This is a genomic window from Pseudomonas sp. xss_2 (assembly GCF_043104195.1).
Taxonomy (GTDB): Bacteria; Pseudomonadota; Gammaproteobacteria; order Pseudomonadales; family Pseudomonadaceae; genus Aquipseudomonas; species Aquipseudomonas urmiensis.
In genome coordinates, this window is record NZ_JBICKL010000081.1 from 215,180 (window position 1) to 228,865 (window position 13,686).

A 13,686-nucleotide genomic window follows, 5' to 3' on the forward strand; every position below is an offset into this window, starting at 1 on the left:
CCAGGTAGACATCGCGGGGCCAGCCCGCTCCCACGCAGCCAGCGTAATGCCCGGGTTGACGTGGTAGCGGGCTTGCCCCGCGATCGATCCTGAACCAGCCGGGCCGGCGCTATGCCGTCCCGGCTGTGTCGTCTCTGCGATTCACAAATTTTGCCTAGGAGGCTGTCATGCGTTGGGGAACCTACTTTGCCGTACTGGCGTCGGTGCTCAGCGTCGGGCTTGCGCTCGGCGTGAGCATGCCGCTGGTGTCCCTGCGCCTGGAAGGCTGGGGCTACGGCGGGTTTGCCATCGGCGTGATGGCGGCGATGCCCGCTATTGGCGTGCTGCTCGGTGCCAGCCTGGCCAGCCGCCTGGCCGGTTGGGTCGGGGTGCCTGCGGCCATGCGCCTGTGCCTGTGGGGCGGGGCGCTGTCGATCGGGCTGCTAGCGCTGTTGCCAAGCTATCCACTGTGGCTGGCCCTGCGCTTGCTGATCGGCATGTCGCTGACCGTGGTGTTCATCCTCGGTGAAAGCTGGATCAATCAGTTGGTCGTCGAGCAGTGGCGTGGCCGGCTGGTAGCGCTGTATGGCAGCAGCTACGCCTTGAGCCAGCTGGCCGGGCCGCTGGTACTGGGCTTTCTGGGTTCGGATGACGATTTCGGTTTCTGGGCGGCGACCGCCCTGTTGATCGTGGCGCCGCTGGTGCTATTGGGGCGTGGCGGCGCGCCGACCACCGAAGCCTACAGCGTCACCTTCAGGGACCTGTTCGCCTTCTGCCGACGCCTGCCGGTAATTGCCTGGGCCATTGCTCTGTTCGCTGCCTTCGAGGCGATGATCCTGACCTTGCTGCCGGTGTACTGCTTGCAACAGGGGTTCACAGCGGAAGTGGCGCTGTTCATGGTCAGCACCGTGGTGGTGGGGGATGCGGTGTTGCAGCTGCCGATTGGCGCCTTGGCCGACAAGATGTCGCGACAGACGCTGTTCAGTGGTTGTGCGCTGACCTTGCTGGTCTCCAGCCTGGCGATTCCGCTGCTGCTGGATACTGCGCTGATCTGGCCGGTGTGGGTGCTGTTTGGCGCCAGTGCCGGGGGCTTGTTCACGCTATCGCTGATTTTGATCGGCGAGCGTTATCGAGATGATGCGCTGGTGCGGGCCAATGCGCACGTGGCGCAGCTATGGGGCATCGGTTGCCTGCTCGGGCCGCTGTTGGCGGGGGCGGGGAGCCAGTGGATCAGTGGCCATGCGTTGCCGCTGTTGATGGCCGTGGGGGCTGCTGGGTTGGTGCTATTGACGCGGCGGCGGGGCGCCTTTGAGCCGGCGTCGGTCTGAGCCGATGCTATCGCGGGGCAAGCCCGCTCCCACGCCGAATGTTTAGGTACTGGCAAGCGTGGCAGCGGGCTTGCCCCGCGATTGGCCCTAGAGCATTTTCTCCAGCCCCACGGCTTTGCTGATCCAGGCATTGAACCTGCGCCACATGCCGCCTGGCTCAGTGGTGAGCATGTGCCGTTTGCCATTGTCCTCGGTTACCCACACCAACTTGCCAGCCACCAGCGTCGGCTGGTAACTGAGCGCTGGTGCCATGCCCTGCACCGCCAGGTCGCGGGTGTACTCGGCCAGCTCCGGGCTGTCGACCAACACCCCGACCTCGGTATTCCACAGCACTGACCGCGGGTCGAAGTTGAACGAGCCGATAAAGGTCTTGCGCCGATCGAACACGATCGCCTTGCTGTGCAGGCTGGAATCCGAACTGCCATGGAAGTTGATGCCACGACTGGCACTCGGGTCGCCCGGCTGGCGGCGCAGCTCATACAGCTGCACGCCATGCTCCAGCAGGGCGCGGCGGTAGGGCGCATAGCCGCCATGCACGGCCGGTACGTCAGTGGCTTCCAGCGAGTTGGTCAGCAATTTGACTGAAATGCCCGCGTCGGCATGGCTGGTCAGGTACAGCAATCCGTCCTCACCGGGGACGAAATAGGCCGACACCAGAATCAGCTCGTGATCGACATTGTTCAGGTCCGGCGCCAGTTGCTGGCTCATCAGCAGCTGCGGATCTGGCTCGTCCTGAGCCAGGACCTTGCTTGGCGCATCCCACAGGGCCTGGCTGTGCGCCCAGATCAGCTCATTGCGCCAGACATCCAGGCGCGGCTGGGACTGGTAAGCCATCAGCCGGTCATACAGCGCCTTGCGCTTGATCCGCGCTTCGGCCAGGGACACTTCCAGGCGATGGCGGCTGGCGCGCAGGTCGTCGGCATCCGGCTCGCGCCAGAGAAAATCGCCGATAGGCCGGCTCAGGGCGCTGTTCCAGTATTGGTCGAAACCGTGCCCAAGCTGCTCGGCCACCGGGCCGACGCCGAGCAGGTCGATGTCGGTGAAATTGAGATTGGGCTCGGCGTCGAAATACTCATCGCCCAGGTTGCGCCCGCCGACGATGGCCATGCTGTTGTCGACCAGGAATAGCTTGTTGTGCATGCGTCGGTGCTGGCGCGACAGGTTGAACAGCCGGCCCATGGCGCGGGTGACGCCGGTACTGCGCCCCAGGTGCAGTGGGTTGAATACGCGGATATGGATGTTCGGGTGGGCGGCGAGGGTGCCCATCAGGGTATCGAGGCCGTCGCTGGTGGTGTCGTCGAGCAGGATGCGCACGCGCACGCCGCGGTCGGCGGCACGCAGCAGTTCGTGGACCAGCGCCCGCGTGCTCAGGCCGTCATGGACGATGTAGTACTGCAGGTCGATGCTGGCCTGGGCGTTGCGAATCAGCTCGGCCCGGGCGCGGAAGGCCTCGTTGCTGTTGGGCAGCAGGCGAAAACCCGAGCGGCCTTCATAAGGCGCCGCCTGGCGCAGCACCGAGCGGCCGAAGGCCGAGTCGTTGGCCGGCAGCGCCTGGCTGACTTCACGCGGGGTTCCGACGCTGGCGCACCCGGCAAGGCCGAGCGTTAGCGCCAGCAAGAGAGGCAGAGCTCGCTGGAGTCTCAAGTAAGGGTCGTCCTGTACAGCAAAGGCCTATGAGCTATGGACCATGGAGGGCGGCGCAAAGTTACGCTGGGCTGTGTTCTTCGACCAGTAGACGAAGGGCGGTTTCACCCACCTTGCGCACCGCTGCCTCGATTTGCGGGGTGGGCCGCGCGGCGTAATTCATCCGCAGGCAGTGCCGGTACTTGCCTGAGGCCGAGAAGATACTGCCCACTGCAATCTGCACCCCTTGCTCCAGTAAAGCGCGGTTCAGCCGCAGCGTATCGAAACTTTCCGGCAATTCGACCCACAGCATGAAGCCGCCCTGCGGCCGGCTGGCGCGGGTGCCAGGCGGGAAGTAGCGGGTAACCCAATCGATCATCTGCTCGCGGCCGCGCTGGTACTGGCTGCGCATGCGCCGCACATGCGGGTGATAGTGGCCCGCCTCGATGAAGTCGGCGATGGCCAGCTGTGGCTGGGCTGAGGTGCTGCCGGTGCTGATGTACTTCATGTGCAGCACCCGCTCCAGGTAGCGCCCGGGCGCGACCCAGCCGATGCGCAGGCCTGGCGCCAAGGTCTTGGAGAAGGAGCTGCACAGCAGCACCCGGCCATCTTCATCGAACGACTTGACCGTGCGTGGGCGCGGGTAGGTGTAGGCCAGGTCGCCATACACATCGTCTTCGAGGATTGCCACATCATAGCGCTGGGCCAGGGTCAGCAAGGCCTTCTTGCGCGCTTCGGGCATGATGTAGCCCATTGGGTTGTTACAGCTGGGCGTGATCTGGATGAGCTTGATCGGCCACTGTTCCAGGGCCAGTTCCAGCGCCTCCAGGCTGATCCCGGTGATCGGGTCGGTGGGGATCTCCAACGCCTTCATGCCCAGGCCCTTGAGCGTCTGCATGGCGCCGTGAAAGCTGGGTGAGTCCACCGCGACGATATCGCCGGTCTCGCAGACCGCGCGGATGCTGGTCGACAACGCCTCGTGGCAACCGGTGGTCACCACCAGATCGGCAGGGCTCACCCGGCAGCCGGAATCGAGCATCAGCCGGGCGATCTGCTCGCGCAGGGCGAGATTGCCGTGGATGTTGTCGTAATACAGGCCGGGCATGTCCTGCCGCCGGCTGATCTGCGCAAGGCTGCGCAGCAGCGGCTTGAGGGTCGGGCTGTTGACGTCGGGCATGCCACGGCCGAGCTGGATCACGTCTGCTTGCGGGGTGCTGCGTACCAGCTCCAGTACCTGTTCCCACTGCGAGATATCCACAGGCCGCTGCGCCGGCCGGCTGATGGCGGGCAGGGCAGGGAGGCTGCGGTGGTCAGTGACGAAATAGCCAGATTTGGGCCGTGGCGCGACCAGGCCGTTGTCTTCGAGCATGCGATAGGCCTGCTGTACGGTGCTCAGGCTCACGCCGTGTTCCAGGCTCAACGAGCGTACCGATGGCAAGCGTTGGCCAGGACGGTACAGGCCCTGTTCGATACGGGCCCCGAGTAGCTCGGCGAGGTTCAGGTAAAGGGTCACGGCATACTCCTGCGCTCAGGGTTCTGAACGACCAGTACAGATCGCTGAAAAATACAGCATTCAGCGGTTATTCAGCTAATTCTGTATGGGAATAATAAGCCTGTATTGGGTCTGTATTGTCATGCTTGCGCACGCGCATGCTTTCTGCACGGTATGAGCTGATCGGGAGGAAGCAGCGATGGGTGGCTTGAGCGATGTGCGCTTGCAACTGTTGGGCAAAGCGCTTGAAGAGGGGCAGCAGCAGCGGGTCTACAGTGCCCCAGCTGGGCTTGGGCGACTGGGCTTGATGCTGCATCGCTGGAATACCCGCAAGGCGCTGTTGCAGCTTGATCAGTCGCAGTTGCGCGATGTTGGGTTGACCTGGGAGCAGGCGCGCACTGAAGGGCGCAAGCCGTTCTGGAAGGATTGATTGACGGTTGGGATTCTTGGGGCCGCTTTGCGGCCCATCGCAGGCAAGCCAGCTCCTACAGGCTGGCGCGGTCCCTGTAGGAGCTGGCTTGCCTGCGATGGGCTGCAAAGCAGCCCCAAAAATAGCTCTGGCAACAAAGCCCCAGGATCAAACCAACTCTTTCAACCGATGCCAAAGCATCCCCAACGCCAACAACGGCGAACGCAGATGCCTACCCCCCGGGAAGGTCACGTGCGGCACCTGCGCAAACAGATCGAAGCGCCCGCTCTGCTGGCCACTGATCGCCTCACCCAGCAAGCGCCCAGCCAAGTGCGTGGCATTCAGCCCATGCCCGGAGTAGGCCTGGGCGTAATAGACATTCGGCTGGCTGGCCAGGCGGCCGATCTGCGGCAGGCGGTTGGCGCCGATGCCGATCATCCCGCCCCACTGAAAGTCGATTCGCACATCCGTCAGCTGCGGGAACACCTTGAGCATCTTTGGCCGCATATAGGCGGCGATGTCTTTCGGGTCACGCCCGGAATAGTGGCAGGCGCCGCCGAACAACAGGCGCTTGTCGGCCGAAAGCCGATAGTAGTCCAGCGCCACCCGCTGATCGCACACCGCCATGTTCTGCGGCAGCAACGAGCGCGCACGTTCCTCACCCAGGGGCTCGGTGGCGATGATGTAGCTGCCAGCGGGCAACACTTTGCCGCCCAGCTCGCGGTTCAGATCGTTGTGATAGGCGTTGCAGCACAGCACCAGGGTATTGGCCCGAACCCGGCCGCCGGCAGTGTGCACTTGCACCTGCGGCCCGTAGTCGATGCGAGTCACCGCCGACTGCTCATGCAGCTTCACGCCCAATTGGCTGGCCACGGCCGCCTCACCCAACGCCAGGTTGAGCGGATGCAGATGGCCCGAGCCCATGTCGATCAGGCCGCCGACATAGCGTTCGGACCCCACCACGGTATGGATCTGTTCAGCCGACACCAGTTTTAGCTCATGGGCATAGCCCAGGCTGCGCAGCTCTTCGGCGTCTTCGGCGAAACCTTGCAGCTCGCCCGGCTTGTTGGCCAAATCGCAGTAGCCCCAGGTCAAGTCGCAGTCGATCGCGTGGCGTTCGACCCGCTGGCGAACGATGTCCACCGCTTCCAGGCCCATCAGTTTCAGGCTGCGCACGCCTTGCTCGCCGATGATCGGGAGGAACTGCTCGACGCCATGGCCAACGCCGCGGATCAGTTGCCCGCCATTGCGCCCGCTGGCGCCCCAGCCGATCTTGTGCGCTTCGAGAAGGATCACCGAGAGGCCGCGCTCGGCCAGTTCGATGGCGGTGTTCAGGCCCGAGTAGCCGCCGCCGACGATGCACACGTCTGCGCTGTGGTCGCCTTCCAAGGCCGGGTAGTCAGGCTGTGGCGCGCTGCTGGCGGCGTAATAGGAGGCGGCGTGCTGCGCGCTGTGGATCATTGGCTCGGCCCTGGGTGTTTGTTGAGGGATGCGAGGATAAGCTGGGGTGGGTGGTGCGGCAACCGGCGCTATCGCGGGGCAAGCCCGCTCCTACGTGACCACAGGTGTAGGCTACCAAGGTATACGCTACGTGCGGGCTTGCCCCGCGAATGGGCCTATAATTGAGCACATCCTCTTGATTCTAGCGCCGCCATGTCCTGCAATCGCCACAAGATCCACTTCCTGCGCGAGCTCATTCCTTCGTTCGAATGCGAGCCCGGCTGCCACGACTGCTGCGGTCCGGTCACCACTTCAGCAGAAGAAATGGCCCAGCTACCGCGCAAGTCCCAGGCCGAGCAGGACGCCGCTCTCGAGCGCCTGGACTGCGTGCACCTAGGCCCGCAAGGCTGCACGGTCTACGAAGATCGGCCAATGATCTGCCGCCTGTTCGGCACCACCCCGCGCATGGCCTGCCCACGTGGGCGTGGGCCGCAGCAGCCCATCGACCCGCAGGCCGAGCAATTGGTCCACCAGTTCATCGCCAGTACGCGCCAGGTCCTGGTCTGAGCAGCCTCAGTCGGGAATCGGCAGGCACAGGCTCTCTTTGACTTCTTCCATGACGATATAGCTCTTCGACTCGCGCACATGCGGCAGCTTGAGCAGGATGTCGCCCAGCAGCTTGCGGTACGAGGCCATCTCGGAAATCCGTGCCTTCACCAGGTAGTCGAAGTCGCCCGAAACCAAGTGGCATTCGAGTACATGCGGCAGCTTGAGCACGGCGCGGCGGAACTCCTCGAAGGTGTCGCCCGACTTGTAGTCCAGGCTGATTTCGACGAACACCAGCAGGCTGCCTTTAAGGTGCTGCGGATTGAGCCGGGCGTTGTAGCCCATGATGATCCCCTCGCGCTCCAGACGGCGCACGCGTTCTGTGCAAGGGGTCGTGGAAAGCCCTACTTTTTCGCCCAGTTCGGTGAAGGAAATACGCCCGTCATTCTGCAGGATCCGCAGGATGTTGCGGTCGATCTTGTCCAGTTCACGCTTGCTCTGATGCTGGGTTCTCATAGGGGATGCCCCTCCGTAAAAGGCCACTTTGCCAAGAATTGTCGCCAAATATAGGCTTTTATATAGTGAAATGCACTGGCTTGTCCTTCTTATACTGCGCGCATCCATGCCATATCAACAAAAGACTGCGGTGCGCCGCGTGCGAGGGATAAACGATGCGAGTTCTGGTACTTGGTAGCGGTGTAATCGGAACCGCCAGTGCCTACTATCTGGCCCGGCAAGGTTTCGAAGTCACGGTGGTCGACCGCCAGCCAGCGGTGGCCATGGAAACCAGCTTTGCCAACGCCGGCCAGATCTCGCCCGGCTATGCCTCGCCCTGGGCTGCACCAGGCGTGCCGCTCAAGGCCATCAAGTGGCTGCTCGAACGCCACGCCCCGCTGGCCATCAAGCTGACTGGCGACGTCGATCAGTACCTGTGGATGGCGCAGATGCTGCGCAACTGCACCGCCAGCCGTTATGCGGTGAACAAGGAGCGCATGGTGCGTCTGTCCGAATACAGCCGCGACTGCCTCGACGAGCTGCGCGCCGAAACCGGCCTGAGCTATGAAAACCGCGCGCTGGGCACCACCCAGCTGTTCCGCACCCAGGCCCAGGTAGACGCCGCCGCTAAAGACATCGCCGTGCTCGAACAATCCGGCGTGCCCTACGAACTGCTCGACCGCGACGGCATCGCCCGCGTCGAACCGGCCCTGGCCGGGGTGAAGGATATCCTCGCTGGCGCCCTGCGCCTGCCCAACGACCAGACCGGCGACTGCCAGCTGTTCACCACCAAGCTGGCTGAGATGGCGATCAAGCTGGGCGTCGAATTCCGCTTCGGCCAGGACATCCAGCGCCTGGACTTCGCTGGCGACCGGATCAACGGTGTGTGGATCGACGGCAAGCTGGAAACCGCCGACCGCTACGTGCTGGCGCTGGGCAGCTACTCGCCGCAGATGCTCAAGCCGCTGGGCATCAAGGCGCCGGTCTACCCGCTCAAAGGCTACTCGCTGACCGTGCCGATCACCGACCCGGCGATGGCCCCGACCTCGACCATTCTCGACGAAACCTACAAGGTCGCCATCACCCGTTTCGACAACCGCATCCGCGTCGGCGGCATGGCTGAAATCGCCGGTTTTGACCTGTCGCTGAACCCGCGTCGACGCGAAACGCTGGAGATGATCGTCAACGACCTTTATCCTCGCGGCGGCGACCTGAGCCAGGCCAGCTTCTGGACCGGCCTGCGTCCGGCGACTCCGGACGGCACGCCGATCGTCGGTGCCACGCCGTTCCGTAACCTGTTCCTCAACACCGGTCACGGCACCTTGGGCTGGACCATGGCCTGCGGCTCCGGCCGTTTGCTGGCCGACCTGATTGCCCGGCGCAAGCCGCAAATCAGTGCCGAAGGCCTCGATATTTCCCGTTACGGCAACAACAAGGAGATCGCCAAGCATGGCAATCCAGCGCCAGCTCACCAATAAGCGCATGAGCCAGATCGTCACCCACAACGGCACCGTTTACCTGGCGGGCCAAGTGGCTGACGACATGAGCGTCGGCATCGAACAGCAGACCCGCGAAACCCTGGCCAGCATCGAGAAGCTGCTGGATCAGGCGGGCACCGACAAGACTCGCCTGCTGTCGGTGACCATCTACCTGAAGGACATCGATGCGCACTTCGCCGGCATGAACGCAGTGTGGGACCAGTGGCTGCCAGAAGGCGTCGCCCCGGCCCGTGCCACGGTTGAAGCCAAGCTGTGCGAGCCGGAAATCCTCGTTGAGCTGTCGGTAGTCGCCGCACTGCCGTAACCCGTTCCCTCACCCCGGCGCGGTGGCACCTACCCCCGTCTGCCGTGCCGGGGATTTATTCAAACCAGAACTGCCAAAAGGCTGCCGCCATGCGTCCCGCCCGTGCCCTGATCGATCTTCAAGCCCTGCGTCACAACTACCGTCTGGCCCGTGAGTTATCCGGCGCCAAGGCCCTTGCCGTGATCAAGGCCGATGCCTATGGTCATGGCGCGGTACGTTGTGCCCTGGCGCTTGAGGCCGAGGCTGATGGCTTTGCCGTGGCCTGCATCGAGGAAGCCCTGGAGCTGCGTGCGGCGGGCATCAAGGCCCCGGTGCTATTGCTCGAAGGGTTCTTCGAGGCCAGCGAACTGGCCCTGATCAGCGAGCATGACCTGTGGTGCGTGGTGCATTCGCTGTGGCAGCTGGAAGCGATCGAGCAGACCCCGGTCAGCAAGCCGCTGAAGATCTGGCTCAAGCTCGATACCGGTATGCACCGGGTTGGCGTTCATCCGAAGGATTACCACGACGCTTACCAGCGCCTACTGGCCAGCGGCAAGGTTGCGCGCATTGTGCTGATGAGCCACTTCGCCCGCGCCGACGAACTGGATGTCGACTCGACTGCGCAACAGGTGGCGGTATTCGAAGCTGCTCGCCAGGGCCTGAGCGCCGAGTGCAGCCTGCGCAACTCCCCGGCAGTGCTGGGCTGGCCGCACGTGCCGAGCGACTGGGTGCGCCCCGGCATCATGCTGTACGGCGCTACCCCGTTCGAAGTCGCCCAGGCTGAGGCCGCACGCCTGCAACCGGTGATGACCCTGCAATCGCGGATCATCAGCGTGCGCGAGCTGCCGGCTGGCGAGCCGGTGGGCTACGGCGCCAAGTTCGTCAGTCCGCGCCCGACCCGCGTCGGTGTGGTAGCCATGGGGTATGCCGATGGCTATCCGCGTTTGGCGCCTAGCGGTACGCCGGTGATGGTCGCCGGTAAGCGCACCCAGTTGATCGGCCGAGTGTCGATGGACATGCTCTGCGTCGACCTCACCGACATCCCCGAAGCGACCCTGGGCAGCCCGGTCGAGCTGTGGGGCAAGCAGGTACTGGCCAGCGATGTGGCGATGGCTGCGGGCACCATCCCCTACCAGATCTTCTGCAACCTCAAACGCGTGCCGCTGGACTATATCGGCGAATAAGGCGCTGAAGCGGACAGGCTGGGGCCTCGAGTGTTGTAAATACTGAACGGCATTGCCATGATATCGTTCACATTCGACCCCATCTCGACCGTTTCAGGAGGCTCCAGCTTTGGACGTCGGCGAACGACTGCAAGCCATCCGCAAGCTCAAGGGCCTGTCCCAGCGTGAACTCGCCAAGCGCGCGGGGGTAACCAACAGCACCATCTCGATGATCGAGAAGAACAGCGTGAGCCCGTCGATCAGCTCCCTGCGCAAGGTGCTCAGCGGCATTCCCATGTCCATGGTCGAGTTCTTTTCGGTCGAACTGGCGTCGGAGAGTCCCACGCAGATCGTCTACAAAGCACACGAGCTGATCGATATCTCCGACGGTGCGGTGACCATGAAGCTGGTCGGCAAGTCGCACCCCAATCGGGCGATTGCCTTCCTCAACGAGGTTTATCCACCCGGTGCCGACACCGGCGAAGAGATGTTGACCCACGATGGCGAAGAGACCGGCATTTTGCTCGAAGGCCGCCTGGAGCTGGTGGTCGGCACCGAGACCTTCCTGCTCGAAGCCGGCGACAGCTACTACTTCGAAAGCACCCGCCCGCATCGATTTCGCAACCCCTTCAACGAGCCTGCCCGGCTGATCAGCGCTGCCACGCCGTCGAACTTTTGATCCAGCGCAGCGTATTGCTTCGCCAATACCCCTTTCCAGTGTGTGGTCGTTTCACGGCTCTTGGGATCCCGCTATACTTTTCAACGCCCGCAATTCGTGGCTGCGGGCGTGATTAGCCACCATGAGGGTGTACGCGTGAACCAAATCAAGAAGATGCTGGCCGTACCAGCAGCCGTTTTCGCCCTCTGGGCACTCAATGCACACGCAGCGACCAACGATGAACTTGCCAAGCGCCTGGAGCCGGTCGGCCAGGTGTGTGTCCAGGGCCAGGAGTGCAAAGGCATGGAAGTGGCGACCGCTGCCAGCGGCGGTGGGGCGAAGACGCCCGATGAAGTTATCGCCAAGCACTGCAACGCCTGCCATGGCACCGGCCTGCTGAATGCGCCGAAGATTGGCGATACCGCCGCGTGGAAAGAGCGCGCGGATCACCAGGGCGGCTTGGATGGCATCCTGGCCAAGGCGATCACCGGCATCAACGCCATGCCGCCGAAAGGCACCTGTGCCGATTGCTCGGATGAAGAGCTCAAGGCTGCGATCAAGAAGATGTCTGGCCTTTGAGGCTTAACTGAATTTGCACAGCCCGCCGTTTGGCGGGCTTTGTGTTTGCGGGCTTGAATTGGTGCTGTCCTTTTCGCGGGCAAGCCCGCTCCCACAGGGATCATCGCTCACCCTGTGGTAGCGGGCTTGCCCGCGAATAGGCCTATGCAGCAATTGCAGGCTGCCCACGGTCCAACCCCTGAATGCACGGATGTCACAGGAGGCACAGATGGCCCACAGCTGTTCCATCGACCAGGCGGTCGAGCATGTCCTCGCTCACCTGCCGGCGCATATCCACATGGGCCTGCCCCTGGGCCTGGGTAAGCCCAATGCCTTCGTCAACGCGCTCTACGCCAGAATCCGCGCGCTGCCTGAACGGCGCCTGACCATCTACACCGCGCTGACCCTGGGCCGCCCACCGCTGGGCGACGGCCTGCAACGGCGCTTCCTCGAACCCTTCATCGAACGGGTGTTCGCCGACTACCAAGAGCTCGACTACCTCGCCGACCTGCGCAATGACCAGCTGCCAGCGAACATCCGCGTCGAGCAGTTCTTCATGCAGCCCGGCAGCCTGCTGCACAGCGCCATGGCCCAGCAGGACTACGTCAGCAGCAACTACAGCCATGCCGCCCGCGACATCAACGCCAAGGGCCTCAACCTGGTGGCGCAGTTGGTGGCCGCAACGCCGGAGTATCCTGATCAGCTGAGCCTGGCCTGCAACCCGGACATCACCCTCGACCTGCTACCCATGATCGCCAAGCGACGTGCCGCCGGCGAAACCATCCTGATCCTCGGCCAAGTGCACAGCGAGTTGCCCTACATGCCGGGTGCTGCGCAGCTGGCGCGAGAGGCGTTCGACCTGTTGATCGACGAGCCGGAGCAGCGGCGGCTGTTCTCCACTCCGAACATGCCGGTCGCGACCCAAGACCATTGCATCGGCTTGCATGCCAGCACCCTGGTGCGCGACGGCGGCACCCTGCAGATCGGCATCGGCGCCATGGGCGACGCCGTGGCTGCAGCCTTGCTGGCGCGACAGGGCGACAACCAGGGCTATCGCGCCTTGCTCAGCGAGCTGGACGTCGGCCCCTGGCAGCCACTGATCGACAGCGAAGGCGGCCTGGATGCCTTCGCCCAAGGCCTGTATGGCTGCAGCGAAATGTTCGTCAACGGCCTCTTGGCGCTGGCCGAAGCTGGGGTGGTGCGCAGGCCTGCCGATGAGCACGGGGTACTGGTGCATGGCGGATTTTTCCTCGGCCCGCGCGCGTTCTACCAGCGCCTGCGCGAGATGCCGCTGGAGCAGCGCAAGCAATACGCGATGACCGCCATCAGCTTTATCAACGAACTGTACGGCCAGGAAGAGCTCAAGCGCCGTCAGCGCCGCGATGCACGCTTCATCAACACGGTGTTCGGCATGACCCTGCTAGGCGCCGGGGTGGCCGATCAGTTGGAAGATGGTCGCGTGCTCAGCGGCGTCGGCGGTCAGTACAACTTCGTTGCCCAGGGCCATGCGCTGGAAGGCGGGCGTTCGATTCTGCTGCTCAGGAGCTGGCGCGAGGCGGGCGGCGAGGTGACCTCGAACCTGTTCTGGACCTATGGCCACTGCACCATTCCCCGCCATCTGCGCGACATCGTGGTGACCGAGTACGGCATTGCTGACCTGCGCGGGCAGACAGACAGCGAGGTAATCGCGCGGTTGCTGGCGATCAGCGATTCACGCTTTCAGGCTGAATTGATGGAGCAGGCCAAGGCGGCGGGCAAGCTGGCCAAGGATTTCGAGTTGGACGAGCGCTTCAGGGACAACACACCTGAGCGGCTTGAGGCGCTGCGTGAGCATCATCCGCGGTTGTTCCCGGAGTATCCGCTGGGGAGTGATTTCACCGCCGAAGAGCGGGATTTGCTGCGGGCGCTGAACTGGCTCAAGAGCAAGTTCAAGCTGAGCGAAGTGTTGCAGTTGGGCAAGGCGGCACTGGATGCGCCGGCGCCTGAGGCTTATCCGACGCAGCTGGCGCGGATGGGGCTGGAGCAGCCGCAGGGGCTGAAGGAGGAGCTGTACCAGCGGTTGTTGCTGGCGGGGTTGCAGGCGACCCGCTGAAGCAGGCCAGCTGCTAGCCACTAGGGCGTAGCGTGGGAGCGGGCTTGCCCCGCGATAGCGTCACAGCAGACAGCGAGGGTGCTCCTGCTTATGCTATCGCGGGGCAAGCCCGCTCCCACGA

At 63.7% G+C, this 13,686-nt stretch carries 13 protein-coding genes; 9 read left to right on the forward strand and 4 right to left on the reverse strand.

The genetic code is table 11. The features are described 5' to 3' along the window. The first annotated feature begins 167 nt into the window (after positions 1–167). Positions 168–1,307, forward strand: a complete 1,140-nt coding sequence (locus ACF8K2_RS21410) for an MFS transporter (RefSeq protein ID WP_186553012.1) — start codon at positions 168–170, stop codon at positions 1,305–1,307. 87 nt (positions 1,308–1,394) lie between these two features. On the opposite strand, the gene ACF8K2_RS21415 is transcribed toward ACF8K2_RS21410, so the two are convergent. Together ACF8K2_RS21415 and ACF8K2_RS21420 are read right to left on the reverse strand one after the other, a co-directional pair. Further along, a complete protein-coding gene (locus tag ACF8K2_RS21415; protein WP_392467471.1) occupies positions 1,395–2,951 on the reverse strand; it encodes a phospholipase D family protein in 1,557 nt (518 codons plus the stop codon). A 61-nt stretch (positions 2,952–3,012) separates the two neighbouring features. Beyond that, complete coding sequence (locus ACF8K2_RS21420) at positions 3,013–4,443, reverse strand: PLP-dependent aminotransferase family protein (protein ID WP_186553010.1); 1,431 nt, start codon at positions 4,441–4,443, stop codon at positions 3,013–3,015. Between the two features lie 178 nt (positions 4,444–4,621). On the opposite strand from ACF8K2_RS21420, the gene ACF8K2_RS21425 reads away from it, so the two are divergent. Beyond that, on the forward strand, positions 4,622–4,852 hold the full coding sequence (locus tag ACF8K2_RS21425; RefSeq protein ID WP_392467474.1) for a DUF1127 domain-containing protein: 231 nt from the start codon (positions 4,622–4,624) through the stop codon (positions 4,850–4,852). Positions 4,853–4,999: 147 nt separating this feature from the next. Here the strand turns inward: ACF8K2_RS21425 and ACF8K2_RS21430 are convergent, their stop codons facing one another. Then, positions 5,000–6,292: an NAD(P)/FAD-dependent oxidoreductase gene (locus ACF8K2_RS21430; RefSeq protein WP_392467476.1), complete on the reverse strand. Its 1,293-nt coding sequence runs from the start codon at positions 6,290–6,292 to the stop codon at positions 5,000–5,002. A gap of 192 nt (positions 6,293–6,484) precedes the next feature. Between ACF8K2_RS21430 and ACF8K2_RS21435 the strand changes: the two genes are divergently transcribed. Next, entirely contained in the window at positions 6,485–6,838 is a 354-nt protein-coding gene (locus ACF8K2_RS21435) for a YkgJ family cysteine cluster protein (protein WP_186553007.1), read from the forward strand. Between the two features lie 6 nt (positions 6,839–6,844). On the opposite strand, the gene dadR is transcribed toward ACF8K2_RS21435, so the two are convergent. Further along, positions 6,845–7,333 carry a transcriptional regulator DadR gene (gene dadR / locus ACF8K2_RS21440; protein WP_003258963.1) on the reverse strand — a complete coding sequence of 163 codons (489 nt, stop codon included), beginning with the start codon at positions 7,331–7,333 and terminating at the stop codon, positions 6,845–6,847. Positions 7,334–7,488: 155 nt separating this feature from the next. Between dadR and dadA the strand changes: the two genes are divergently transcribed. From dadA to ACF8K2_RS21470, 6 genes are all read left to right on the forward strand, one after another. After that, complete coding sequence (gene dadA / locus ACF8K2_RS21445) at positions 7,489–8,790, forward strand: D-amino acid dehydrogenase (protein WP_186553006.1); 1,302 nt, start codon at positions 7,489–7,491, stop codon at positions 8,788–8,790. Next, positions 8,762–9,115, forward strand: coding sequence for a RidA family protein (locus ACF8K2_RS21450; RefSeq protein WP_392467480.1), 354 nt, complete (start codon positions 8,762–8,764; stop codon positions 9,113–9,115). Before dadA ends, ACF8K2_RS21450 begins: the two co-directional genes overlap by 29 nt. A gap of 89 nt (positions 9,116–9,204) precedes the next feature. Further along, positions 9,205–10,278, forward strand: coding sequence for an alanine racemase (gene alr, locus ACF8K2_RS21455; RefSeq protein WP_392467482.1), 1,074 nt, complete (start codon positions 9,205–9,207; stop codon positions 10,276–10,278). A 109-nt stretch (positions 10,279–10,387) separates the two neighbouring features. Continuing rightward, positions 10,388–10,936: a cupin domain-containing protein gene (locus tag ACF8K2_RS21460; RefSeq protein WP_186553003.1), complete on the forward strand. Its 549-nt coding sequence runs from the start codon at positions 10,388–10,390 to the stop codon at positions 10,934–10,936. Between the two features lie 135 nt (positions 10,937–11,071). Then, a complete protein-coding gene (locus tag ACF8K2_RS21465) occupies positions 11,072–11,494 on the forward strand; it encodes a c-type cytochrome (RefSeq protein WP_312153681.1) in 423 nt (140 codons plus the stop codon). A gap of 208 nt (positions 11,495–11,702) precedes the next feature. Then, on the forward strand, positions 11,703–13,565 hold the full coding sequence (locus ACF8K2_RS21470) for an acetyl-CoA hydrolase/transferase C-terminal domain-containing protein (protein WP_392467484.1): 1,863 nt from the start codon (positions 11,703–11,705) through the stop codon (positions 13,563–13,565). Positions 13,566–13,686 lie beyond the last annotated feature (121 nt).